Origin of the sequence: Flavobacterium aquidurense (assembly GCF_001404985.1) — a bacterium.
In the GTDB taxonomy this organism is placed as follows: domain Bacteria; phylum Bacteroidota; class Bacteroidia; order Flavobacteriales; family Flavobacteriaceae; genus Flavobacterium; species Flavobacterium aquidurense_B.
Genome location: NZ_JRLF01000012.1, coordinates 395,393 through 420,188 on the forward strand (window position 1 = coordinate 395,393; position 24,796 = coordinate 420,188).

At 33.2% G+C, this 24,796-nt stretch carries 26 protein-coding genes and 1 tRNA gene; 12 read left to right on the plus strand and 15 right to left on the minus strand.

Translation table 11 applies throughout. The features are described from left to right. Window positions 1-42: 42 nt before the first annotated feature. Both RC62_RS13520 and RC62_RS23145 read right to left on the minus strand, forming a co-directional pair. Window positions 43-1,191, minus strand: coding sequence for an SRPBCC family protein (locus RC62_RS13520; protein ID WP_055095998.1), 1,149 nt, complete (start codon window positions 1,189-1,191; stop codon window positions 43-45). 190 nt (window positions 1,192-1,381) lie between these two features. Further along, entirely contained in the window at window positions 1,382-1,570 is a 189-nt protein-coding gene (locus tag RC62_RS23145) for a hypothetical protein (protein ID WP_055096000.1), read from the minus strand. A gap of 83 nt (window positions 1,571-1,653) precedes the next feature. Between RC62_RS23145 and RC62_RS13530 the strand changes: the two genes are divergently transcribed. Next, complete coding sequence (locus RC62_RS13530) at window positions 1,654-2,034, plus strand: nucleoside triphosphate pyrophosphohydrolase family protein (RefSeq protein WP_055096002.1); 381 nt, start codon at window positions 1,654-1,656, stop codon at window positions 2,032-2,034. Window positions 2,035-2,094: 60 nt separating this feature from the next. On the opposite strand, the gene RC62_RS13535 is transcribed toward RC62_RS13530, so the two are convergent. The 3 genes from RC62_RS13535 to RC62_RS13545 form a co-directional block, all read right to left on the minus strand. Then, window positions 2,095-2,451, minus strand: a complete 357-nt coding sequence (locus RC62_RS13535; RefSeq protein ID WP_055096004.1) for a DUF4406 domain-containing protein — start codon at window positions 2,449-2,451, stop codon at window positions 2,095-2,097. Window positions 2,452-2,507: 56 nt separating this feature from the next. Beyond that, window positions 2,508-3,098, minus strand: coding sequence for a Crp/Fnr family transcriptional regulator (locus tag RC62_RS13540; RefSeq protein WP_055096007.1), 591 nt, complete (start codon window positions 3,096-3,098; stop codon window positions 2,508-2,510). Window positions 3,099-3,191: 93 nt separating this feature from the next. Next, window positions 3,192-4,262, minus strand: a complete 1,071-nt coding sequence (locus tag RC62_RS13545; RefSeq protein ID WP_055096009.1) for a branched-chain amino acid aminotransferase — start codon at window positions 4,260-4,262, stop codon at window positions 3,192-3,194. A gap of 308 nt (window positions 4,263-4,570) precedes the next feature. Here RC62_RS13545 and mnmD point away from each other — a divergent pair, with 308 nt between their 5' ends. Continuing rightward, complete coding sequence (mnmD, locus tag RC62_RS13550; protein ID WP_055096010.1) at window positions 4,571-5,236, plus strand: tRNA (5-methylaminomethyl-2-thiouridine)(34)-methyltransferase MnmD; 666 nt, start codon at window positions 4,571-4,573, stop codon at window positions 5,234-5,236. A 164-nt stretch (window positions 5,237-5,400) separates the two neighbouring features. Continuing rightward, window positions 5,401-5,598, plus strand: a complete 198-nt coding sequence (locus RC62_RS23150) for a hypothetical protein (RefSeq protein ID WP_055096012.1) — start codon at window positions 5,401-5,403, stop codon at window positions 5,596-5,598. Between the two features lie 32 nt (window positions 5,599-5,630). On the opposite strand, the gene RC62_RS13560 is transcribed toward RC62_RS23150, so the two are convergent. Next, window positions 5,631-6,572: a LysR substrate-binding domain-containing protein gene (locus RC62_RS13560; protein ID WP_055096014.1), complete on the minus strand. Its 942-nt coding sequence runs from the start codon at window positions 6,570-6,572 to the stop codon at window positions 5,631-5,633. 107 nt (window positions 6,573-6,679) lie between these two features. Here RC62_RS13560 and RC62_RS13565 point away from each other — a divergent pair, with 107 nt between their 5' ends. The 4 genes from RC62_RS13565 (at window position 6,680) to can (ending at window position 10,066) form a co-directional block, all read left to right on the plus strand. After that, window positions 6,680-7,159: a Dps family protein gene (locus tag RC62_RS13565; RefSeq protein WP_055096015.1), complete on the plus strand. Its 480-nt coding sequence runs from the start codon at window positions 6,680-6,682 to the stop codon at window positions 7,157-7,159. Window positions 7,160-7,292: 133 nt separating this feature from the next. Continuing rightward, the gene (locus RC62_RS13570) at window positions 7,293-7,574 is read left to right on the plus strand and encodes a hypothetical protein (RefSeq protein WP_055096017.1); all 282 of its coding nucleotides are present in this window, start codon (window positions 7,293-7,295) and stop codon (window positions 7,572-7,574) included. Between the two features lie 83 nt (window positions 7,575-7,657). Then, complete coding sequence (locus tag RC62_RS13575) at window positions 7,658-9,307, plus strand: SulP family inorganic anion transporter (RefSeq protein ID WP_055096019.1); 1,650 nt, start codon at window positions 7,658-7,660, stop codon at window positions 9,305-9,307. Window positions 9,308-9,427: 120 nt separating this feature from the next. Beyond that, the gene (can, locus tag RC62_RS13580) at window positions 9,428-10,066 is read left to right on the plus strand and encodes a carbonate dehydratase (RefSeq protein ID WP_055096022.1); all 639 of its coding nucleotides are present in this window, start codon (window positions 9,428-9,430) and stop codon (window positions 10,064-10,066) included. Between the two features lie 34 nt (window positions 10,067-10,100). On the opposite strand, the gene RC62_RS13585 is transcribed toward can, so the two are convergent. Continuing rightward, window positions 10,101-11,303 carry an LETM1-related biofilm-associated protein gene (locus tag RC62_RS13585; protein WP_055096024.1) on the minus strand — a complete coding sequence of 401 codons (1,203 nt, stop codon included), beginning with the start codon at window positions 11,301-11,303 and terminating at the stop codon, window positions 10,101-10,103. Between the two features lie 106 nt (window positions 11,304-11,409). Beyond that, window positions 11,410-11,937 carry a superoxide dismutase family protein gene (locus RC62_RS13590; protein ID WP_055096026.1) on the minus strand — a complete coding sequence of 176 codons (528 nt, stop codon included), beginning with the start codon at window positions 11,935-11,937 and terminating at the stop codon, window positions 11,410-11,412. A 210-nt stretch (window positions 11,938-12,147) separates the two neighbouring features. On the opposite strand from RC62_RS13590, the gene RC62_RS13595 reads away from it, so the two are divergent. The 4 genes from RC62_RS13595 (at window position 12,148) to RC62_RS13605 (ending at window position 13,835) form a co-directional block, all read left to right on the plus strand. Then, window positions 12,148-12,582 (plus strand): META domain-containing protein, encoded by a 435-nt coding sequence (locus RC62_RS13595; protein WP_055096028.1) that lies wholly within the window; start codon window positions 12,148-12,150, stop codon window positions 12,580-12,582. A 33-nt stretch (window positions 12,583-12,615) separates the two neighbouring features. Further along, the gene (locus RC62_RS13600; RefSeq protein ID WP_055096030.1) at window positions 12,616-13,137 is read left to right on the plus strand and encodes a DUF4251 domain-containing protein; all 522 of its coding nucleotides are present in this window, start codon (window positions 12,616-12,618) and stop codon (window positions 13,135-13,137) included. A gap of 212 nt (window positions 13,138-13,349) precedes the next feature. Beyond that, on the plus strand, window positions 13,350-13,481 hold the full coding sequence (locus RC62_RS23195) for a hypothetical protein (RefSeq protein ID WP_262494067.1): 132 nt from the start codon (window positions 13,350-13,352) through the stop codon (window positions 13,479-13,481). Between the two features lie 3 nt (window positions 13,482-13,484). Further along, on the plus strand, window positions 13,485-13,835 hold the full coding sequence (locus RC62_RS13605; protein WP_245176829.1) for a hypothetical protein: 351 nt from the start codon (window positions 13,485-13,487) through the stop codon (window positions 13,833-13,835). Window positions 13,836-13,905: 70 nt separating this feature from the next. Here RC62_RS13605 and RC62_RS13610 read toward each other — a convergent pair whose 3' ends face one another. From RC62_RS13610 to RC62_RS13640, 7 genes are all read right to left on the minus strand, one after another. After that, the gene (locus tag RC62_RS13610; RefSeq protein WP_055096032.1) at window positions 13,906-15,000 is read right to left on the minus strand and encodes a glycoside hydrolase family 18 protein; all 1,095 of its coding nucleotides are present in this window, start codon (window positions 14,998-15,000) and stop codon (window positions 13,906-13,908) included. Window positions 15,001-15,276: 276 nt separating this feature from the next. Then, the gene (locus RC62_RS13615) at window positions 15,277-17,082 is read right to left on the minus strand and encodes an acyl-CoA dehydrogenase family protein (protein ID WP_055096715.1); all 1,806 of its coding nucleotides are present in this window, start codon (window positions 17,080-17,082) and stop codon (window positions 15,277-15,279) included. Window positions 17,083-17,305: 223 nt separating this feature from the next. After that, window positions 17,306-18,487 carry a thiolase family protein gene (locus RC62_RS13620; protein WP_055096034.1) on the minus strand — a complete coding sequence of 394 codons (1,182 nt, stop codon included), beginning with the start codon at window positions 18,485-18,487 and terminating at the stop codon, window positions 17,306-17,308. Window positions 18,488-18,575: 88 nt separating this feature from the next. Further along, window positions 18,576-20,966 carry a 3-hydroxyacyl-CoA dehydrogenase/enoyl-CoA hydratase family protein gene (locus RC62_RS13625; RefSeq protein WP_055096036.1) on the minus strand — a complete coding sequence of 797 codons (2,391 nt, stop codon included), beginning with the start codon at window positions 20,964-20,966 and terminating at the stop codon, window positions 18,576-18,578. A gap of 136 nt (window positions 20,967-21,102) precedes the next feature. After that, complete coding sequence (locus RC62_RS13630) at window positions 21,103-21,561, minus strand: MarR family winged helix-turn-helix transcriptional regulator (protein ID WP_055096038.1); 459 nt, start codon at window positions 21,559-21,561, stop codon at window positions 21,103-21,105. A 221-nt stretch (window positions 21,562-21,782) separates the two neighbouring features. Beyond that, complete coding sequence (locus RC62_RS13635; protein WP_055096717.1) at window positions 21,783-22,820, minus strand: helix-turn-helix transcriptional regulator; 1,038 nt, start codon at window positions 22,818-22,820, stop codon at window positions 21,783-21,785. Window positions 22,821-23,087: 267 nt separating this feature from the next. Further along, on the minus strand, window positions 23,088-23,702 hold the full coding sequence (locus tag RC62_RS13640; protein ID WP_055096040.1) for a hypothetical protein: 615 nt from the start codon (window positions 23,700-23,702) through the stop codon (window positions 23,088-23,090). A gap of 958 nt (window positions 23,703-24,660) precedes the next feature. Here RC62_RS13640 and RC62_RS22890 point away from each other — a divergent pair. Then, window positions 24,661-24,777, plus strand: a tRNA-OTHER gene (locus tag RC62_RS22890). The last annotated feature ends 19 nt before the right edge of the window (window positions 24,778-24,796 follow it).

The window sequence follows — 24,796 nt, forward strand, 5'->3', positions numbered from 1 at the left end:
TTAGAATGAACTTTAAACAAAAGGTTTAATGCATCATTTATTTTAAAATTCTGACTGCTCTTCTTCCGTAGTAGGTTTTGGTGCTGGTTTTGGTGTTTCCGTTGCAGGTTTAGGTGTTGTAGGTTCTGCTGTTGGAGTAGTATATACAGGAGTTTTTACTACAGGAACTACTTTAGGTTTTACAGGAAAATAAATTTCTGTCATCAATTTAGATGGGCTTTTTACATCCAGCTTGCTAATAGTCAGAATTTCAAGATGAGACCAGCTTAACTCAGGCGTAATTTTTTCTTTGTTGATAAAAGCTGTAGTTTTTGCAATTGCGGCATTCAAATGTGTGTAATCGCCTTTTAGAGTTGTTTTTACGGCTTCAAAACCATTGAGTTTTCCTCCTAAAATATCACTTCCGGATGTGGTCATGATTTCTTTATTCGTAGGTAAACAAATCGATATTTTTGCTAATCCCTTTTCGGTATCGTAAGTGTGATAAATTATAAAAGGTTTTCCGTTTGTGGATAGACCATTGTTTTTACTAAACTCAATAAGTTTCGGAATTACAATTCTCGCATTTTTATTTATTTTAGAGATTTCGCTTGTAAAAGTCTGTTTGATATATGGTGTTTCGGTTTTCTTTACGACACCATTTACGTTAATCGCAAAAGTTTTGGTTTCGTAGTCTAAATTTTTGTCGATGTTAGCAAGGCTTTTTTCATAAATAGTTCCAATAACTTTATCAGAACCTCCGTTTAAGGCAGTATAAACTTTAAATAAAAAACTCATTGTTCCGCTTGCTTTCCAGGTCACTTTTGTTTTTCCTGCTAAAGTATCTTTAAATGTCCAGTTTACATCAGCTTCTGTACCGTCATATTTCATTTTTTGCTGAATACTTTCGCCGTCAATTGCTTTTAGGGTAATAGCATTTCCTTTTCCCTCAGTTCCGTCCCAATAATAAGAAGCCCCGTTGCCGGATGTTTTATTAGGGAATGTCATTTTTATTGATGAGTCTTCGACAGACCACGATTCAAAATCTTCGTAATTTCTAAAATCATTTATGTAATTATAAACTGTTGCTTTTGGCGAATTAATCACTTTGCTTCTTTCAACAGAAAAAATCCCTTTTTGGGTAGCGACAAAAACAGTAAGAGCAACTAAGCTTAATAATAATAGTAGAAATAAATATTTTAGAATCTTCATTGTAGTCGTTTATTTTGTGTCGTAAAGTTATAAATTTAAATTACCTGTCGCAATAATAGCGGAGCAATAAAAGTACACTTTATAAATTATATTGGTCAAAAAAAGCTTTTAAATAAACGTTTTTGAAGATGTTTAATTGTAAAAGCTCTTAAAATTATTTTATTCTAAATATAGCAATAAATTCTATAAATTATCTTTTAAAGAAGAATTTAATAACAAATAGAAGAGCAATAAAAATCAAGAATACAATTAAAACTTTGTAATTTCCTTTATAAAAAACTTTATGCAAAGCGAGATCTTTACGGTAAGCAAATATCATTACGATTACAAATGCAATAAAAAAACAGAGAGCGAATATTAATTGTCCTTGACTAAACATAGTTGAAAATTATTTTTTGACAAATTTAGAGAATTGTACACGAATAGTTGCTAATTTGCCATCTCATTTAATCAAATAATATCATGAAGAAACAACTTGATGCCGTAACAGAATTTCATACTGCTTTTAAAATTGGTCATAGCCAGACCCCAATTGCTGATTTAGGCGAAACAAAGAAAATACTTCGCTATAATTTGATGAAAGAAGAAAACGAAGAATATCTTGAAGCAGTTCAGAATAATGATTTAGTCGAAATTGCTGATGCTCTTGGTGATATGATGTATATTTTGTGCGGAACAATTATCGAACACGGTCTGCAAGATAAAATTGAAGCCGTTTTTGATGAAATTCAGCGTAGTAATATGAGTAAATTGGGTGAAGACGGACAACCTATTTACAGAGAAGACGGTAAGGTAATGAAAGGGCCGAATTATTTTAAACCTGATTTTTCTAAACTTCTATAAAAATACAAATCCCTAATAAGTTTCTAAAACCTATTAGGGATTTTTTGTTTTTTAGATTTGTTATTCCGCATTTGGAATATCTTCTAAACGATAATAAATTTTTAAACCTCTTTCCTGAGCAATTCGAACATCATTATCCGCTCCTTTTGATTCGCCTTCGAGACGTAGAACGGCGTCACATTTTTCAAGAAGCCTGTGTGCAACAGGATATTGTATTTCATCCCACACACTATCGCCAATATATTTAGAACCGGCTAAATGTAATAAAGGCAAAGCAAGCCATTCGCCAATTATGGGCAAATGTCCCATTCTGAATAAAGGCAGCGCTACGGCTTCTAATTTTTCTAGATTTTGTTGAATTAATTTGGGATCATCATTTGTCCCGCCACGATATGGTCCGGCAATAAGTATAAGCATGTCTTTATATTTTTTACAAATCACGTGAAGTTGTTACAGTAAAAAAATAATGTAGTTTAAGAAAATGCCTGTTTATTTTTGTTTGCCCGAATCATGCTTAAAAATTCTGGCGTAATACCTAAATATGATGCAATTTGTTTTTGTGTAACTTGTTTTGCAACCTGAGGATATTTTTCCAGAAAGATATAATACCGCTGTTCTGCAGAAAGTGATAGGTTTTGAATAACTCTTAACTGTTCTCTTATGTAGGCATTTTGCATGATAATCCTGAAAAAACGTTCGAATTTTGGAATTTTGATATATAATTCATCCAAATCTTCTTTTTGTAAAAAAAATACCAGACTGTCTTCAATTGTTTCAATATTGAGTATTGCAGGCTGTTGGTTGATAAAGCAAGCCATATCTGTAATCCACCAGTCCGAAATAGCAAACATAATAGTAGATTCTTTTCCTTCCTGATCTCTGTAGAATGCACGTAAAATTCCGGATTGAACAAAATTTATCGTTTTGCAAATTTCACCTTCTTTTAAAATCATGCTCTTTTTAGGATATTTCTTTTCTTTTAGAATAGACAGAAAATAAGATATTTCATTTTCGTCAAGCGAAATATGTTTAGCAATATTTTGTAAAACCAGATTTTGAATCATTCTTTGATGAGGTTTGAAAAATCAAATAAAAAAGAAGCCCAGCGTACGAATGTATCGAAACGTTGGGCTTGTATTTATTGAAATATTTTTAGCTTATTGCACCTTTACAGTCCAGCCAAAAGTATCTTCAGAAAGTTTATTTTGAAGATTTGTTAGTTTTTCTTTCAATAGTAAAGCGTATGAATTTTCTACCGGAGTCATTTCATAATATACATCCTGATAAGAGAAACCTTTGATAACGCTGATAACTGCAGCAGTTCCGGCCCCAAAGATTTCTTTTAAAGATCCGTTTTTAGCCGCTTCTACCAATTCTGAAACAATAACAGAACGAACCTCTACATTAAGACCTTCTTTTTCTGCCATTGCAATCAAACTTTTTCTGGTAATACCATCTAAGATTCTTTCGCTTGTAGGAGCAGTCAATAATGTATCGTTAATTCTAAAGAAAACGTTCATTGTTCCCGCTTCTTCCAGTTTTGTATGCGTTGCGTCATCTGTCCAGATAACCTGCTGAAAGCCGTCTTTATTAGCTAAATTTGTTGGGTAAAATTGTGCAGCATAGTTTCCTGCAGCTTTTGCAGCTCCAATACCGCCATTTGCTGCCCTGCTGTAATGTTCAGCAATAATCACTTTTACCTCGCCTGCATAATAAGATTGTGCCGGAGAAAGTAAAATCATGAATTTATATTCGTCAGAAGGATTGGCAACAACACCAGCACCTGTAGCAATCATAAAAGGACGAATGTACATACTGCTTCCGTTTCCTCTCTGAATCCATTCCTGATCAATTTTTAATAATTCATTTAGACCATCCATAAAAATAGCTTCCGGAACTTCTGGCATTGCCATACGAACTGCAGAATTATTAAAACGTTTGAAGTTTTCATCAGGTCTGAACAACCAAACATCATTATTGTCATCTTTATAAGCTTTCATTCCTTCAAAAATAGCTTGTCCGTAATGAAAGACTTTTGAAGAAGGATCCATTAAAATTGGAGCATAAGGCTTAATGACCGGGTTTTGCCACTCTCCATTTTTAAAATCACATTCGAATAAATGGTCCGTAAAAACAGCACCAAAGCTTAAGTTTTGAAAGTCTACTCCGCTTATTTTTGACGAAGTGGCTTTTCTGATTTCAATTTTGCTTGTTTGAGTTGTACTCATAATTATATAAAGTTTTTATGTAATTTTCATTTCAATAGAAGATTCTAAAGTAATGATTTGGTGTAAAATAGAATTTAATAAATGCAAAATTAAGTAAAAATATATAATTTGCTTAGTAAAACTGCATTATTTATGCCGTTTAACTGAGATTTATTTATCTTATAATAAAGTGAAAAAATTAGGACATTTTTATAAAGAATTTATGAAAAAACAGCCGTTTTTTAAGGCTTTACGCATTTGTTTTGACTAAATTTGACTCGCAAAAAACGCTGAATACCAATAAAATCAGATTATAAATTCCGAAAAAAGTGAAAAGAGAAATAATTAAAACGCTAGATGGTTCAACCACAATTCATTTACAGGAGTGGGATGAATGTTATCATTCAAAACATGGTGCAATTCAGGAGGCTAAACATGTTTTTATTAAAAACGGACTTTCATTATTTGAAAATAATCCGGTAAGTATTCTTGAAATAGGTTTTGGAACAGGATTAAATGCTTTTATCACTTTTTTAGAATCAAATCAAAAAAATCAGAAAATTGATTATGTTGGAGTAGAAGCTTATCCTGTGGAAGCAGCAGAAGTTTTAGAAATGAATTATGTGAGTGAGCTGGAAGCATTGGAATTTGAGAACATTTTTGAGAAAATGCATAAATGTGAATGGGATAAAAAAATTGAAATTTGCAATGCTTTTTCGTTAACCAAAAGGAAACAATTTTTTGATGAAATAAACGATTTTGAAATTTTTGATTTGATTTACTTTGACGCCTTCGGATATAGAGTGCAGCCGGAGCTTTGGAGTACTGAAATTTTTCAGAAAATGTATAATAGTTTAAAACCAAACGGAGTCCTGGTAACATATGCTGCTCGCGGAGTTGTTAAAAGAAGTATGATAGAAGTTGGGTTTACCGTCGAAAAATTAGCAGGGCCTCCAGGAAAACGAGAAATGTTTAGAGCCTTTAAAAAGGTTTAAATGAGTTGTTTAGAATCGTTCTATATTGATTTATATACATTAAGAAAACGTATTCGTTGATAAAGTTTTTAAAAAAAATAGTTAAAATGAATGCGTATGAATGATATTTGATTAAATTTGTGCGAGTTTAAAAATATAGATAACCCCCAAAATCTTATTTTATTATGTCAAAAATGATGTTTGATTACACGAAATCAATACTTGAGAGAGTAAGTTTCGATCCGATACTTTTCTGTAAAGAACTAGAGAAAGCTATCAAAACACTGTTACCATACGAGATGGAACAATTACAAGAGTGGTTATTGAACTTTATTGTTGAAAAACCAGAACTAAAACAAAGTTTACTACTAATTACAGTATAAAAAAAGGAGCCAATTTGGCTCCTTTTTTATTTCTATTTCTTTTGTAGCGGACTAACAATTTGAACGTTCTGAAAAACAATTGCTCCTTTTACAACTCCGGCGATTGTCGATCTTATGGCGTCAATGATTTGCATTTTTAATTCGCTCTTTGGGTAAATTAAACTTACCTCACGAGCAGGTTTTGGTTCCTTAAAATTTCGTAGTTTCAGTTTGTCGGAATCTTTTAAGTCTAAGGTGTGCAAGTACGGAAGTAATGTTGTACCCAAACCTTCATCGGCTAATTTTATTAAAGTTTCAAAGCTACCGCTTTGTATCTGAAAATTATTTTGGTCGATATCAGTACCGTTTTTGCATAAATTCAGGATTCCGTCCCTAAAACAATGTCCGTCCTGCAAAAGCAGAATTTCATTAATGTTTAAATCGGCAACTTCAATTTCTTCCTTCTGGAAATTTGCATGATGTTCCGGTATATAGGCTACAAATGGCTCAAAATATAAAACGATCTCTTTTATTTTTTCATCTTCCAGAGGAGTTGCAGCAATTGCAGCGTCTAAATGACCGTTTTTTAATTTTATAATAATCTCATCTGTATTTAATTCTTCGATTAAGAGTCTTACTTTAGGATATTTTTTTATAAAGTTATTTAGAAACATAGGTAAAAGAGTTGGCATAATCGTTGGGATAATCCCTAAGCGAAATTCTCCTCCAATAAAACCTTTTTGCTGTTCTACTATATCCTTAATTCTATCCGCTTCATTTACAATATTCTTTGCCTGATTGACAATTTTTTGACCAATATCAGTAAGCTGAATAGGTTTTTTACTTCTGTCAAAAATTAAAATATTAAGTTCCTCTTCGATTTTTTGAATTTGCATGCTTAATGTTGGTTGGGTAACAAAACATTTTTCGGCAGCAAGTGTAAAATTTTTATGTTCGGCAACAGCTAACACATATTGTAATTGAGTAATCGTCATTTTGATAGTATTTTGTGATGCAAAAATAAGAAAATATAATTTTTTTTTATAATATTTTTAAAGAACTTGTTTTAAATTTGTAGTAAACTTATTATAAAATGAATACTATGAAAACAAATATTTTAGGATTGCCGGTAAAAGAGTCAGAATTATTAGTCAATGAATTGAATATTCTGTTATCAAATTTTCAGGTATACTATCAAAATCTAAGAGGAATACACTGGAATATTCGTGGTAAACGTTTCTTTGATCTACATGTTAAATTTGAAGAATTGTATACTGATGCCCAATTAAAAATTGATATGATTGCAGAAAGAGTTCTAACAATAGGAGGAACTCCATTACATACATTTGAAGATTATATTAAAAATAATAAATTAGCGGTAGGAAAGAATATTTCTAATGATGAGAAAGCAGTTCAGTTAATTGTTAATTCTCTATCTGATTTATTAAAAATTGAAAGAGACATTTTAAAACAATCAGCTGATATTAATGATGAAGGAACAAATTCGATGATGAGCGACTTCATTGCAGAGCAGGAAAAAACCATCTGGATGATGAATGCATGGTTAGAAGAATCGCTGTAATGAATTGTTTTTTAGTGTTATATAAACAGAATATGAGTCTTTCTTTTATTCTGTTTTTTTATGATTGTTAAATTTGTAAAAAATTTTTGCTCTCGCGCTTTGATTTTATTTCTTTAACACTATTTTTGCTGCAATGAAACTAATCGCTCGCATATTATTATTCATATTTATCGCCTTCTTATCGACCCCAACAATTGTTCAGGCGATAAAGAAAGGGGGCAATACACCTATGTCTTTTAATTGCGCAGAAGAAGAAGTTCATAAAGAACTTAAATCAGTAGTTCATGCTACAATATTTGAGCATGAAGTTCTGTTGCCTGTTTATATTCAAAAGAAAACGATTGTTTCTGAAAACATCGTAAAATTAGATAATATTTCTCCGAGCATTTTTGCTCCACCTCCTAACTTAGTATAATACTTCCGATTATTTTGAACTACAACTGCATTTTTAATTAAATGTGGTAAATCTTTAATGAATAATTTTTTTAGTATTGTATTATGACAAAAAAAATCAATCTTTTTGCCAACCTTAAATCTGATTTTGCTTCAGGTTTAGTGGTTTTCTTGGTGGCTCTTCCATTGTGTTTAGGTATTGCAATGGCTTCTGGAGCTCCCTTATTTTCTGGAATTATAGCAGGTGTTATTGGTGGTATTGTGGTTGGTTATTTAAGCCAGTCACACATTAGTGTATCAGGACCGGCAGCTGGGTTAACAGCTATTATTTTAACAGCTATTACTGATCTTGGCGCCTTTGATGTGTTTTTAATGTCGGTTTTTATTGCTGGATTAATTCAATTAGCATTAGGGTTTTTAAAAGCCGGAAGTATATCAAATTATTTTCCCACAAATGTTATTGAAGGAATGTTAGCTGGTATCGGGATTATTATTATCTTAAAACAATTGCCTCACGCTTTTGGTTACGATGCTGATTTTGAAGGCGATCAGGCTTTTGTTCAAAATGATGGAAGTAATTCGTTTTCATTTTTATTCGATGTTTTAAACCACATTCACTTAGGAGCAGTAATTATTTCGCTTGTTTCGCTGATCATCTTGATTTCATGGGAAAAGGTTTCCTTTTTAAAGAAATTAAAATTAGTTCCGGGCGCACTTATTGCAGTTATTGCAGGAGTCGTTTTAAACGAATTTTTTGTTTCTTCAGGAAGCTCATTGGCAATTGCAAAAGAACATTTGGTTTCATTGCCAGTTCCAAAATCTTTTGATGAATTTAAATCTATTCTGATTACACCAAACTTTGCAGCGGTTACAAATCCGCAAGTTTGGGTAGTTGCTATTACAATTGCCATTGTAGCTTCTATAGAAACATTACTTTGTATCGAAGCTGCGGATAGAATGGATGTTCAAAAACGTTATACCAATACAAATGTCGAACTTAGGGCACAAGGTATTGGTAATATCCTGAGTTCACTTTTAGGTGGTTTACCAATGACATCAGTTGTGGTAAGATCATCTGCAAATAATAATGCAGGGGCAAAGTCAAAAATGTCAGCTATTATTCACGGTGTACTTTTGCTGATAAGTGTTTTGTCAATACCAACAATTTTAAATAAAATTCCGTTGGCAACTTTGGCAACCGTTTTAATCCTTGTTGGATATAAATTAGCGAAACCTGCAACTTTCAAACATTTTTGGGAGAAAGGTAAATACCAGTTCATTCCTTTTGTGGCAACATTAGTGTTTGTTGTAGCAACAGACTTACTTAAAGGAGTTGCACTGGGAATCATTATCAGTATAATTTTTGTATTGAGAGGAAATCTAAAAAGAGCTTACAGTTTCAAAAAAGAAGAATACGAAGACGGAGATGTTATTCATATTGATTTAGCACAGGAAGTTTCATTCCTGAATAAAGCAGCCATTAAATTGACATTGAGCGAGATTCCTCAAAACTCAAAAGTAATCATCAATGCTCATGATACAGAGTATATTGCCCATGATGTTTTAGACTTGATTCGTGAGTTTAAAGAAACAAGAGCTATTGATGAGAATATCAAGGTAAAACTAAAAGGATTTAAAGAAGCATACGAACTCGAAAACTCTCCTGATATCAACAACCATGTATCTATAGAGCATTATTATGATGTTGCCAAAAGAGCATTGGTTAAAAAAGAAACGGTAAAAGAAGATTTTTAAACAAATTAAATTAATTAAAGGTATTTCTTCATTGTGAGAAGTATGAAAATTAGATAACTTTACAGTAAAGTTATTTTGATATGTTTAAACATGTAGAAGTACCATCAAAAAACAAAAAAAATGAGAGAGTTTTATAAACAATTACTAGAAAACAACAAACAGTGGGTTGAAAAATCATTAGCATTAGATCCTAATTATTTTGCAGATTTAGCTAAGGGACAAACACCACCATTATTATGGATTGGATGTTCTGACAGCCGTGTTCCTGCAAATGAAATTATTGGTGCTAAACCTGGAGAAGTGTTTGTACATCGCAACATCGCTAATATGGTAGTGCACTCTGATATGAATATGCTGAGTGTTTTAGATTATGCTGTAAATGTTCTAAAGGTAAAACATGTTATTGTTTGCGGACATTATGGTTGTGGTGGTGTAAAAGCTGCAATGGGTAATCAATCTGTTGGAATAATAGATAACTGGATTCGTCATATTAAAGATGAGTATCGTTTACATGATAAATACCTAAACTCAATTGAAGATGAAACAGAACGTTTTAATGCTTTTGTAGAGATCAATGCTAAAGAGCAGGTTTACAATTTAGCAAAGACATCAATCGTGCAAGGTGCCTGGAAAAACGGTCAGGATTTAATGCTTCACGGATGGGTTTATGGTCTAAATTCAGGTTTTGTAACGGATCTTAATGTAAATATCGCATCAAATGATGAATTAGATGAGGTTTACCAACTAAGCAATCTATAAAAAAATAAAAATCGCCTCAAAAGGGCGATTTTTTTTATTCGTTTTCATCCAGATTTTCATTAAACGCAGATGGTAACAACGTTGGAATAAACTTTATTAAAATAGGCAATAATAAACTTCCGCCCGGAAGTAAAAATATCGTCAGTGACGGAATCGTTTTGCAAATATCCAATAACTGTTTTTTTACTTTCTTCTTTTCTTTGGCATCCAGATCTCTGGTTGTAGAATAGGCTAATAAAACCATTAATTCCTTACTCTGGATAATTTCCTTAACAAGTCTGTTTTTGTTTCTTACAATCAGTTTTACAACGCTGTGCGTCATTTGATCATAAAAATGTTTTACAGGGTTTGAATAATTAAAATACGGAATTTTCTTTTTATGAGTTGTTATAAAGGTGTGGGTTGTATCAATACTTTTGGTCACAAAATCATCAGAAACGCCCATCATTGAGCCTAAAGAATATAGAAAATAAGATTCTTCATTTTCTACAACACCATCACTCCATAACGCCATTCCGGCCATGTCGATAAAATAATAGTGTTCCAGTTTGTTGCTGAAATTTTCTAATTGCAAAGTTTCTAAAGTATCAACAGTTACTTTCGAGAATTTAGAATAGCGTATTGAAGCTTCAAAAAGTTTAATCAATAAATCATCGTGTTGCGATTTGACTGTTTTGGTTTTTAAGGCCAATGCTACAATACCTAAAACAGTCTCTTCAATTCGTTTTAGATATTTTTCAGGAATTGAACCATGTTGAAGATACTGCCTAAAAGCTAAAACATCAATAAACAAAAGCGCATTTGTAACTAAATGCGAAAAGTTTTTGCTAATAATACTATCGTTAGTTTGTACTCTTTGATCAATTATATTTTCTAAAGACAGGGAAGGAGTGTCTTTAGGAAGTAAAATTTTAAATAAATTAAATCCTTCCGGATTCATCTCATTATAAAATTTCAATACTTCGGTTATAAAGTTTTTTGGTTCAGAACTTCTTTTTTCCAAACAAAAAACATGATATAAAGTATTTAGTAAAGCTACTTTAGAAATTTCGGTTTTAAACCAGCCTTTTATACGTATCTCAACCTGAGAATCAATTGCTATGATATGGCCATAGATAAAACCGGTTTCTCTGACTTTATAGTAAAAAGATTCTGTAGTCTCAAAAGGAATTGCCTCTGAGAACTTTTGTTCACTAAAAAACTTGTCTATCCAACCTGATGCCGATGGGTTAATCATTAACTTTAATTTATAGCTGCAAAGCTATATCTTTTTCTTGTGTTAGGATAAGTTTTAAATGAAATAACCACTAGATTTTGTGAAAATCTAGTGGTTATCGTGTTTTTTATTTGATGATTCCCGCACAGGCAACTCTTCCGCCTGCATTTCCGGTAGGCTGGGTTGTAAAATCATCAGTTCCCTGATGCACAATTAAACCTTTTCCAAGAACATCTTTATTGGTGTCTCCACAACCAATACACCATTCGTCAGTTGTTAGTGTAATAGTTCCGTTACCTTTTGCATCAGCGGTAAAGTTTCCAATATCACCTTTATGATATTCTGCAACACCCCATTTTCCATGCTTTTTAAAAGTAGGATTCCAGTGTCCTCCGGCTGAACTTCCGTCTGCAGAGCTGCAATCTGCTTTTTCGTGAATGTGAATCGCGTGTACTCCCGGTTCTAAACCAGTCATTTTTGCAACAAACGTTACTTTACCATTTTTCTCTGTAAAAGTAGCAGTTCCGGCAACTGTACTATTGCTTTTAGGCTCTAAGGCAACAGTAAGTGTTTTGGCATCATTTGATTTTGTATTGGTCTTACAGCCAACAATTAAGGCTGTAATTATAGCGAAAGAAACGATTATTTTTTTCATATGAAAGGCTTTTAAATTAAAGATTAAGTAAATTTAACATAAAATTCCGACATTGATTTGCCTTAAGAGTTAAAAAAATCTAAAACTATTGCTTGTAATTTAATGCTGTTTTAAGGAGACAACAAATTATTATTGCGTAATTTCGTATTGCCTCGAATTGAAAATTTCAAGAAATCAGTGTGATTATTTTTTAATTTAATTTATAAAATTATGATAAAGAATGTTTTGATTTTAGTTTTTTCAGGAATTGTCTTGCTATCGTGCAATGCTTCTAAGACTCCAAAAAATGATTCTGTTTCGCAACTCGAAGGAAGCTGGGAGCTTAATTACATAACCGGACCGCGAATAACTTTTGATGGTTTGTATCCAAATAAAAAGCCAATCCTAAATTTTAATGTAAAGGAAAATCAGGTTTCCGGAAACAACAGCTGTAATTCTTTTACAGGAAAATTAAAGGTAACCAATAATAAAATTGATTTCACCCAACCTATGGCTGTTACCAGAATGATGTGTGTTGATGCGCAGGGCGAACAGGTTTTTATGGGCACTTTACAAAAAATAACTTCATTTGATGTTACTGATGATGGAAAAACCTTGAATTTTATTTCAGGAGATATTGCGATGATGCGATTTACTAAAAAATAAAAGTACTTTTTAGTTCTGCTAAATATTTGTTTTATGAAAACTAAACGATCCATTTTATTGATAGTGTTATTATGCTTTTTAAGTTTCGGCGTTTTTGCACAGGAAAAAACAAAGAAAGAATTAAAAGCAGAAAGAGATTTGCAGCAACAAAAAGAAATTGAAACTCTGATTGATTCTAAGAAGTTTGATTTTGAAGCACAAAAAGCTAATCCGCAAGGAGGAAGGCTTATTTTTCTGGATTATAATACTTATTTTCTAAAGTTTAATACTGAAAAGACAACCTGCGATTTACCCTTTTTTGGACGAGGTTTTAATGTACCATATGGTGGCGATGGCGGAATAAAATTTGAAGGAAAACCTGAAAATATAAAAATTGAAAAAAATAAAAAAAATTATATTATAAGAGCTACTGTCAGAGGCAAAGACGATTCGTATGATTTAATGTTTTCTGTCTTTTTTAATGGCGGGGCGACACTTTCTGTAAATAGCAATAACAGAGGGCCAATTTCTTATGATGGAGAAATCAGAGCTACTAAGACTAAAGAAATTAAATAATAGCTTTAGTTTGTCTCTAAAAAGTTTTCTTTAGGACGAAACAATTATGGATGAAATTAAGATTGTATTAAACTGGTAAATTTTAGGATAAAAAGTTTTTTTGTTTTATTATTAAGTGTAGGAATGTTTTTATATTAACGATTTTAATGTGTTAAAAATCAGTATATTTGATAGTGCGTGAATTTTTAAAAAACAAATTAAAATTTATTACTATGAAAAAATTAAGTTTAATTCTTGTTATGGCGATTGCCTCGTTTTCATCTTATGCTCAATCTTCATTTAAAGAAGATGTTGAGGTACTGCAAAGTGTTTATGGTAAATCAAAAAGCGATCTTGTAAAATAATATATGAATTTGTCTGATACTCAAAATGCTGCTTTTACAAAAGTTTACGATAATTACGAAACAGAACGTAAAGCTTTAGGTCAGGCAAAATTTCAACTAATTAATGATTATGCTGCAAATTATGCGACCCTTACAGATGCCAAAGCGGATGAGTTGGCAAAAGGAACTCTTAAAAATCACCTGGGGTATGAAAAATTATACTCTAAGACTTATGGACAAGCTAAAAAGGCTGTTGGCGCCATAAATGCTGCAAAATTTCTTCAGTTAGAAGTTTATTTACAAACGGTTATTCGCGCTGAAATTTTAGAATCTATTCCTTTTATAGGAGAATTGGATAAATCAAAATTGCAATAGTTTTCTTTATAAATAAAAAACGGCAGTTATAATTTTATAACTGCCGTTTTTTTCTGTGTTCAAACCTGATTTATTTGGCTGTTTTTACTTCATAAATTGCACTTACCATTCCGTCATGCGGACTATCTAAAGTAAGTTCCCAGAACATAATACCTCCTAATTTCTTGGATTTTACATATTCAGTTTTTTCTTTTATCGATTTTATATCGTCAGATGTTGCAAAGGTTTTTGATGCTGCATTGTACCAATATGGAGCTTTTGCCTTATTATCCCAAAAATATTTCCAGCCATTAGCTTCAGTGTAAGTTGAAGCAAAGTTTTTAAAATCGACACCTTGAATGTGTTCACCAGGCTGATAAAGGCCATTATTTATATTTTCTACATTTTTCCAGGTTCTGGAATAAAAAGCGCCTCCAATAATTAATTTTTCGGCAGGAACTCCTTGTTTTATTAAGTAAGTTACGGCTCTGTCTGTAGATTCTTCTTTTGGGTTGGTGCTATACAAAGGCGTATGATGTCCGGTAACTTTAGAATATCCATTTACTAAATCGTAGCTCATGATATTGATACGGTTTACCAATGGTGCTACGGTTTTCCAGTCTATAGATTCATCCAGATATTTCTGAAATCCACCGGCTGCAAAACTCAATTCATATTTTTTACCTAACGTAGAACGTAAAATTTTAATTAATTCTGTAAAGTTAGGTTTATCTACAGCTTGGTATAAATGTCCTGGCAGTCCCTCAATTGCCGGATATTCCCAATCTAAATCTAAACCATCAACTTTAAAATAGTTGCTCACTTCTTTTACTGATTTGGCAAAAGTCAATCTTCCTTCAGCAGTAGAAAATGCAGCAGAACAAGGCTCACAACCTCCCCAGCCACCAAGTGAAAGAATAATTTTAAGTTGTGGATTTTTTGCTTTTAAAGAGACCAGGTACTTAATTGTAGTGGAATCCTTAGGAGAATCAACGCTTAGTTTGCCATCTTTAAGATGACAAAAGCTAAAAATTATTTGATTCAGCTTGTTTACTTCGTATTCGTTAATTAGTTTATCATCGCCTGTGTAGTAAGCAATGATATCAAATTTCTTATTTTTCTGAGCAAAAATATTTGTAGATATCAGGCAAAGAAATAAAAGAGCAATTAGGTTAATTTGTTTCATTTTATATTTTTTGAAGTTTTAGAACGCTAAATATAAAACATTAGATTATAAATTTTGCTATTGATATTGTACCAGAAATGCAATTTTAATAAAGATTTGTGAAATGATCTCGAAACGTAATGTAGATACGCACAGCAGTACGTCTTCTCGTTACGTAGACACACTGCTGTGCGTCTCTAGAATAATATCGTGAAAAATAAAAATAAAAAAATAAACCCGCACTGTTTCGGATTAGTGCGGGTTTAAACAAATTAAAAGCTAAAAACTATTTTTGTATTAGAAGCAGTATTCGTTTTCTGCAACTAATTTTGATGTAATAACCTCTCTTAAAGCTACAACATTTGGATTGTTTGTATATTTTGTAAAACGTTTTAATCCCATTAACATCATACGTTGCTCGTCACCTTCAGCAAAAGAAATAATTCCTTCTTTTCCTCTTGAGTTTACGATATCTACCGCTTTGTATAAGTATAATTTTGCCATGGCAATTTGTTCTTGTACTTTAGCTTCATCTTGATTTTTAGCTAATTTTTCAGTTCTAAGAATAGTACTTTCAGCCATGTAAATTTCGATTAAGATATCAGAAGCAGCCATTAATAACTGTTGGTGAGAATCTAAATCCGGTCCGTATTTTTGAACAGCGCTACCAGCAACCATTAAGAAAACTTTCTTAAGATTAGCGATAATTCCTTTTTCTTCAGCAAATAATTCAGAGAAATCAGGAGTATCAAAAGATGGTATTCCCATTAATTCTTCCTGAACTTTCATTGCAGGTCCAAGTAAATCAACGTGACCTTTCATAGCTTTTTTGATCAACATACCTACAGAAAGCATTCTGTTGATTTCGTTTGTTCCTTCGTAGATTCTAGCGATACGAGCATCTCTCCAGGCACTTTCCATTGGAGTGTCTTCAGAGAATCCCATTCCACCAAAAATCTGAATTCCTTCGTCAGCACAAGATTGTACGTCTTCAGAAACTGCAACTTTTAGGATAGAGCATTCGATAGCATATTCTTCAACACCTTTTAATTCAGCTTCCTGATGCGTAGTTCCTTCAGCTTCACGAGCAGCGATTCTGTCTTCGATATCTTTTGCAGCACGGTAAGAAGCACTTTCTCCGGCGTATGCATTAGTTGCCATTTCAGCTAATTTAGAACGAATTGCTCCAAAAGATGAAATTGCAGTATTGAACTGAATTCTTTCGTTAGCATATTTTACTGCATTTGTAGTAACTCTACGTTGAGCATCTAAACAAGCAGCTGCCAATTTAATACGGCCAACGTTCAAAGCATTCATTGCAATTTTGAAACCGTTTCCTCTTTCTGACAACATGTTTTCAACAGGAACTTTAGTCTCGTTGAAGAAAACCTGACGCGTAGATGAAGCACGGATTCCTAATTTATGCTCTTCTTCATTCATAGAAATTCCGTTAGACGGATCGTTTTCTACGATGAAACCAGTAATGTTTTTGTCATCTCCAATACGAGCAAAAACGATGAAAACGCTACAGAAACCTGCATTCGAAATCCACATTTTTTGTCCTGTAATAGAGTAGTGTGTTCCATCTTCAGATAAAACTGCTTTAGTTTTTCCTGAGTTAGCATCAGATCCTGCTCCTGGTTCAGTTAAGCAATACGCTCCAAACCATTCTCCAGAAGCCAATTTAGGAACGTATTTTTTCTTTTGTTCTTCAGTACCATAAAGCGTAATTGGCATAGTTCCAATACCTGTATGTGCACCAAAAGCAGTTGAGAACGATCCTGTAGCACCAGAAATGTAATCACAAACTAACATTGTAGATACGAATCCCATTCCTAATCCGCCGTATTCTTCAGGAACCGCAACTCCAAGAAGTCCAAGTTCACCAGCTTTACGCATAGATGATTCAGTATAAGCATAATCTTTTTTCTCAAAACGATCTTTATGTGCCCATAATTCTTTGTCAACGAACTCTTTTACAGAGTCACGCATCATTAACTGCTCTTCCGAAAAATCTTCTGGTGTAAAGATATCTTCGCATTTTGTTTCTTTAACTAAAAACTGACCACCACGGGTTACGTTTTTTTCGATTGTATCTGCCATTGCTTTTGTTTTTTGTATGTTTTTTTTATGATATAATTTCGTCAATCTTGTCATTTCGACGAAGGAGAAATCTTCGTAAGTAGCTCCTCAACGATTGACAAACTTTGAGGATAATTGTCGCGGAGATTCCTCGTTCCTCGGAATGACAAACTAAATGGTTACTTTGTGGAAATGCTAGTGTAATTCTTCGTTCCTCAGAATGACAAAAATTGTGTATACTTTTCTACAATACCTCGTAAATCCCAGCACTTCCTTGCCCAGTTCCCACACACATAGAAACGATTCCGTATTTATTACCTCTGCGTTTCATCTCGTCGAATAACTGAACCGAAAGTTTAGCACCAGTACAACCTAGAGGATGTCCTAAAGCGATCGCTCCACCGTTTACGTTTACGATTTCCGGGTTAATATTTAATTCGCGAGTTACTGCTAAAGCTTGTGAAGCAAAAGCCTCGTTTAATTCAATTAACTCGATATCATTCAATGTTAATCCCGCTTGTTTCAAGGCTTTCGGAATTGCTTTTACAGGACCAATACCCATGATTCTTGGTTCAACACCGGAAGAAGCAAAGTTTACCAGTCTGGCAATTGGCTCAAGGTTTAATTCTTTTACCATATCCTCGCTCATGATTAAAACAAAAGCAGCACCATCACTCATTTGAGAAGAATTACCGGCAGTTACGCTTCCATCAGCAGCAAAAACAGGTCTTAAACCAGCCAAAGCAGCAACAGAAGTTCCGGCTCTTGGACCTTCGTCTTGTTTTACAACATAAGATTTAGTTTCTTTTTTACCATTTTCATTGATGAAAGTCTGCTCAACAGTAATCGGAACGATTTGTTTGTCGAATTTTCCCTCAGCCTGAGCTTTCAGGGCTTTCATATGAGAATTGTAAGCAAACTCATCCTGATCTTCTCTTGAAATTTTATATTGATTAGCAACCGCTTCCGCAGTTAAACCCATTCCCCAATAGTAATCTTCGTGACCTGCAGCAGCAACTTTATAATCCGGAGTTGGTTTGTAACCTCCCATTGGAATAAAACTCATACTTTCAGCTCCACCAGCGATGATACAATCTGCCATTCCTGATTGGATTTTAGCAGTCGCCATTCCGATAGTTTCTAATCCAGATGCGCAATAACGGTTAACTGTTACACCAGGAACATCTTCTACTTTTAATCCCATAAGAGAGATCAAACGTCCAACGTTAAGTCCTTGTTCAGCTTCCGGCATGGCATTTCCTACCATAACGTCATCAATACGTTTTTTGTCAAAATCAGGCAACTCATCCATCATAAACTGAATGGTTTCTGCAGCTAATTCATCAGGTCTTTTAAATCTAAAAACCCCTTTTGGTGCTTTTCCTACCGCAGTACGGTAAGCTTTTACTATATATGCTGTTTTCATTTGTTTTTGTTTTTTAAGATTTCTTAGAAGAAAGAGGCAAGAGGCAAGATATTATAAAGTCTTGCTTCTTGTTTCTTGCATCTATTCTCTAATTGCGAAGTGGTTTTCCTTTAGTTAACATATATTGAATTCTCTCTAAAGTTTTACGTTCAGTACATAAACTCAAGAAAGCTTCACGTTCGATATCTAATAAATATTGTTCAGATACTAAAGTTGCTTCAGATAAATCACCACCAGCCATTACGTAAGCAAGTTTGTTAGCAATTTTCTTATCGTGCTCAGAAATGTATTTTCCAGCTTCCATTTGATCCGTTCCTACTAAGAACATTCCAAGAGCTTGTTTTCCTAATACTTTCACATCAGTTCTTCTGATCGGTTGTGTATAACCAGCTTCAGCCATTAACAAAGCATGTTTTTTAGCTTCAGCGATCTGACGATCTTTGTTTACCACAATAACATCTTTTCCATGTTGAAGAAGTCCTGTATCAAAAGCTTCATAACCAGAAGTCGAAACTTTTGCCATTGCGATAGTTAAGAAATACTCCTGAAGAACGTTTAATTCCACATCGTTTTTGCGGAATAAATCTGAAGCTCTCAAAGCCATTTCTTTAGATCCACCACCACCAGGAAGTACACCAACACCAAACTCAACTAATCCCATATAAGTTTCAGCAGCTGCAACCACTTTATCAGCATGTAAGCTCATTTCGCAACCACCACCAAAAGTCATTCCGTGAGGTGCTACAACAACTGGAATCGAAGAATAACGAACGCGCATCATCGTGTCCTGGAACATTTTGATCGCCATGTTCAACTCGTCGTATTCCTGCTCAACAGCCATCATGAAAATCATTCCGATATTAGCACCAACAGAGAAATTCGCTGCCTGATTACCAATAACTAAACCTTGATATTCTTTTTCAGATAAGTCGATTGCCTTATTGATAGCCTGAAGTACATCGCCACCAATTGTATTCATTTTAGATTGGAATTCTAGGTTCAAAATTCCATCTCCTAAATCCTGAATGATTGCACCACTATTACTCCAAACTTTTTTGCTTTCGCGAATGTTGTTTAGAATGATGAATGAATCTTGTCCAGGAACTTTAACTTGTGATTTTGTTGGAATGTTATAGAAATAAGTGGCTCCTTCTTTTACAGAATAGAAACTATCGCTTCCGGAAGCCAACATTTCAGTAACCCATGCAGCTGGTTCAAGACCTTCTGCTTTCATGATTTCGATTCCGTTTGCAACACCAATAGCGTCCCAAATTTCGAATGGACCGTTTTCCCATCCAAAACCAGCTTTCATCGCATCATCAATTTTGAATAATTCGTCTGAGATTTCAGGAATTCTGTTTGACACATAAGCAAACATTCCGGCGAAACTCTTACGGTAGAATTCTCCCGCTTTGTCTTTTCCTTTCACTAAAACTTTAAAACGGTTGATAGGTTTATCGATCGTTTTAGTCAATTCAAGCGTAGCAAAATTTGCTTTTTTAGCAGCGCGGTATTCTAATGTATCTAAGTCTAAAGAAAGAATATCTTTATCTACTTTTTTATAAAAACCTTGACCTGTTTTGCTTCCTAACCAATTATTCTCCATCATTTTTGTGATGAAATCAGGAAGTTTAAACAATTCGTGTTGTTCGTCGTTCGGGCAGTTTTCATAAATACCATTGGCAACGTGTACCAAAGTATCTAAACCAACAACGTCAACTGTACGGAAAGTAGCCGATTTTGGACGACCAATAACCGGACCAGTCAATTTATCAACTTCTTCAATTGTTAATCCCATTTCTTTTACCAAGTGGAATAAACTTTGAATTCCGTAAATACCAATTCTGTTTCCAATAAACGCCGGAGTATCTTTAGCAACAACCGAAGTTTTTCCTAAAAATTTAGATCCGTATTCGTTTAAGAAATCCAATACTTCAGTAGAAGTTTTTGGACCAGGAATAATTTCAAATAACTTTAAGTAACGCGCAGGGTTAAAAAAGTGAGTTCCGCAGAAGTGTTGTTGAAAATCTTCGCTTCTTCCTTCGCTCATAAAATGAATTGGAATACCAGAAGTGTTTGAAGTAACCAAAGTTCCCGGCTTACGGAATTTCTCGATTTGCTCAAATACTAATTTTTTGATATCCAAACGTTCTACAACAACCTCGATAATCCAGTCTACATTGGCAATTTTTGCCATATCATCAGTAGTATTTCCAGTCGTAATTCTGTTAGCAAATTTCTGACTGTAAATAGGAGACGGTTTCGATTTTAATGAATTCGCCAAGTGCTCGTTTACCACACGGTTGCGAACAACTTTACTTTCAAGCGTTAATCCTTTTTTAGTTTCAGCTTCTGTCAATTCGCGTGGTACGATGTCAAGTAATAAAACTTCAACACCAATATTGGCAAAATGACAAGCTATTCCTGAACCCATAATTCCGGATCCAATTACAGCAACTTTTTTAATTGTGCGTTTCATATTTGTTAATTTTATTTCTATTGGTCAAATATGTTATCGCCTTTTTATTATTTGGAAAAAAAATTAATGTGGGCGATTTCATAAGTCGTTAATATTTGTTTTTGTTTGAATTTGAGGTTTCCTTGATTAAGTAAGGTTATTCATTTTCCAGTTTTTCTGTTTGATTAAATATGTTTTTGTCCTGAATTAATTCGTTTATGATTTCAGAAACTTCGATAAAATGTTTCAGCTTTTCATCTGAGACATGTTTTCTGATTGTTTCATTAAATTTCAGAACCGTATTTTTAGATAATTCTCTTTTTTCTTTTCCAAAATCCGTCAGGTATATTAAAACACCGCGACCGTCAGTTGGATTTTTTTTGCGAACAATCAAACCTTTGTCTTCCATTGATTTTAATGTTCTGGTCAGGCTTGTGGCTTCCATTCCCATTCTTGGCCCTAAAGCTGTCGATGGAGTCCCGTCTTCTTTATCAATACTTAAAAGTGCAAATCCCGTCGCCATTGTAGCATCGTATTTCGCTGCTTCTTCGTTGTACATTCTTGATACAGCTTGCCATGTAGCTCTCAAAATATAATCTATTGTTTTGTCTTTCATATGTAACTATATCGATTTCAAATATAATCAAAAAATACTATGCATGCATATTATTTTGTGATAATTTTTTGGTTAGTAAAAAAATATCTCTGATTTAGAGTGGTTTATGGTTTAATTTTAATTGAAATATACTATTCTTTTTTGTGATTTTAACAAAATTTATGTTGTAAAAATTATTTTATGGTTTTAAATTAAGATTTAATTCCACATTTTGTAAAAAATCATGATTTTAATTCAGAAACACTTTCTGGTTCATATCGTGAGATTGCCTTTTCGAGTATCTTTTTCATACGATTTCGCAGGTTTTCGGGTTTCAAAACCTCAATTCCGTCACCAAAACCTAATAGTATGCGTTCCATTTCATAATTAGGAGAAATAAATAAATGCACAATGACACTTTTATCCTCATTTTCCTTAATTAGTCTTTGCGTATGATGCAAAGGTTTTGTGAGAACATAAGGCGCATTTACGGCATCAATCCAGAGTTCAATTTTTCTGGGATGCAAACCTGAATTTACCGTCACGCCAATTACATTTTTATAGAATAGTTCAGCATCAAAATCTTCTTCTAAATAAGGAAGGTTAAAATCATAATCGATGCCAATAATCCGGTCCAAAGCCAAATTGGTAATAGGAGCAGACCCTTTTTTCTTTCCCACTAAAAACCATCTGTTATTAAATTCCTTGAGGATAAAAGGATGAAAATGAAATTTAGTTTCCTCTATAGATTTAAAAGATTTGTAACTAATTACCAGAACGATCTTCTTGATAATCGCCTGATATACTTCATCCAGATAATGCAAACCTTTTAAATCCTCATTTTTATCCAGATAAATAACCGGTTTGGTATGTGATTTCTCGGCATAGATTTTATCCTCCAGTCGCTGTAAAATATCTGATACATCATTAAACAAAGAGAAATCCTTAAACTGTTTCAACATCGAAACCGTTTCTGTCAAAACATTCATATCCGTTTCCGTCAGCGGAATATCGGTTATCGAAAACTCATCGTCTTCATATTTATAATACTTTTTATCATACACGACAATTGGCGCATTATATCCCAGTTTTTCACTTCGCATGAGCTGAATATCCATCTGAATCGTTCTCTTACTGATGCGGTTTTCACGACCTTCATATTCAAATAAAGCTTCAGAACAGCATTCGATCAAGTCTTCTAATGTCCATTGTCTGTATTTATTCTGTAGGCATTTATCAATTGTTTTATATCTTATTAAGGCATTCTTGTTTTGTGACATAGTTTCATGTTTTGGGCGTGTCCCTCTGGGTCGGGCTTTCCGTTTCAATCTTTTGTTTTTTAAAGAAAAAAACAAAAGGATTTTCACTGCAATCCCTCACGCATTTTAGGCAACAACAATATTTTATTATATCTGTTTTTAAAAGCAATTTCCGTTTCCAATTTCCGTTCCAATTTCTGTAGAGACGCACAGCAGTGCGTCTAACACAACGTAACCACAATTTATTCACGTTTCGATTAAACCTGACAGGTTTAACATCGTAAATATTCAGGTTAACAATAAAATTTCCTGTTCAATATTTTTTCTTGCTTTCTCATCATATAAATTCCTGAATTCCTCAGTTTGGAAAATAAATTCATTCTCCAGAAAATGTTTCAATGCTTTTGCACGTCCGGGTTTGTATAGAAAATCAGGATAAATGCGATATTCTTTCCTAATTTGTTCGAAATAGATTTTATAATCTTCCCAATCTCGCGCAAGAATCTTCAAATCAAAATCGATTAACCAATTAATATCTTCCTTTATATTTTGCTGATGTAATTGTGTAGCACAAATGGCATCAAAAACCAATTGACGATCAAATGAGATATTTTCAGATAAAATCGACAAAGCATATTCGGCACTTTTAAGTTCGTTGTCTTTCTTAGAACTCTTATAGATATAATCGTGATAAAAAATAGAATATAATATTTCGTCAGGTTTTTGAAGTTTATTGCGATACGTTTCAAAACTCTCAATCATAGCCGAAATATGCGTCAGATTATGATAATGTCTTGACTTTTTAGAATATGCTTTTTCTAAATCAATCCAGTTTTGTTGAATCTCATGTGCTGAAAAGCCAATATTCGAAAGTAATTCAGAATAAATTTGGTTTAAATTCATGTTGTTTTTATTTAAATCTGATGAAAGCTACAAAGAAGCATAATATTTATAATCAATTTTACATTATTCAGCATCAAACTCCGCCGGAACGGAATATCTAAAGCAATTTATTACAAAGAGGATCAAAAGCTCCAGCGGAGCGATATTTCGGTTTTTTTTATTTAATCAATAAATATGTCACCCCGCTGGGGCTTTTGAAATGCATTCTTAAAAATGGCTATAAATATGGCGTCCCTCTGGGACTTTATTGGTTTTATCTAAAGCTATAAATATGTCACCCCGCTGGGGCTTTTGAAATGCATTCTTGAAAATGGCAATAAATATTCATCCCTCTGGGACTTTATTGTTTTTATCTAAAGCTATAAATATGTCACTCCGCTGAGGGCTTTAAAATGCATTATTGAAAAATGGCTATAAATATGCCGTCCCTCCGGGACTTCATTTATTTTATCTAAATGCTATAATATATCACCCCGCTGGGGCTTGCATTATTGAAAATGGCAATAAATATTCATCCCTCCGAGATTTCATTTACTTTATCTAAAATGCTACAAATATGCCGTTGTTAAAAGGATTTAGACAATTTAATTAAATCAATATTTAATCAAATTTAAAAAACTTTTTTTACTGCGCAAAATAATTGCGTAGTAGTTCTGAAATCTTTGTCCTGTCAAAACAAAACAAGTTCATTAAAATAATAAAGAGTTTAGCAGGTCAAGTTTAAGTTACTTCAAAAAAACCATTAAGAGATACACTTATACAATTACCTTTTTACTCAAAAATAGATTTCTTTTTACTACGCAAAATAATTGCGCAGTAGTTTTGAAATCTTTGTTCAGGAAATAAAAACAAACGTTCATAGAAATAAAAATAAAGAATAAAACAGGTCAAGTTTGAGTTACTTCGAAAACTTTCCAATGTAAACACTTACACCATTACCTTTTTATTCAATTATCATGAGGCAGTAGCTCAGCGGTAGAGCAGGTAGTTTTGAAATTATCCTTAAAAGGTCAATCAAAACTTACTTCGTACACTTTTAATGTCCGGGTCGTGGGTTCGAATCCCATCTGCTTCACTATTAATGGTCAATTAAA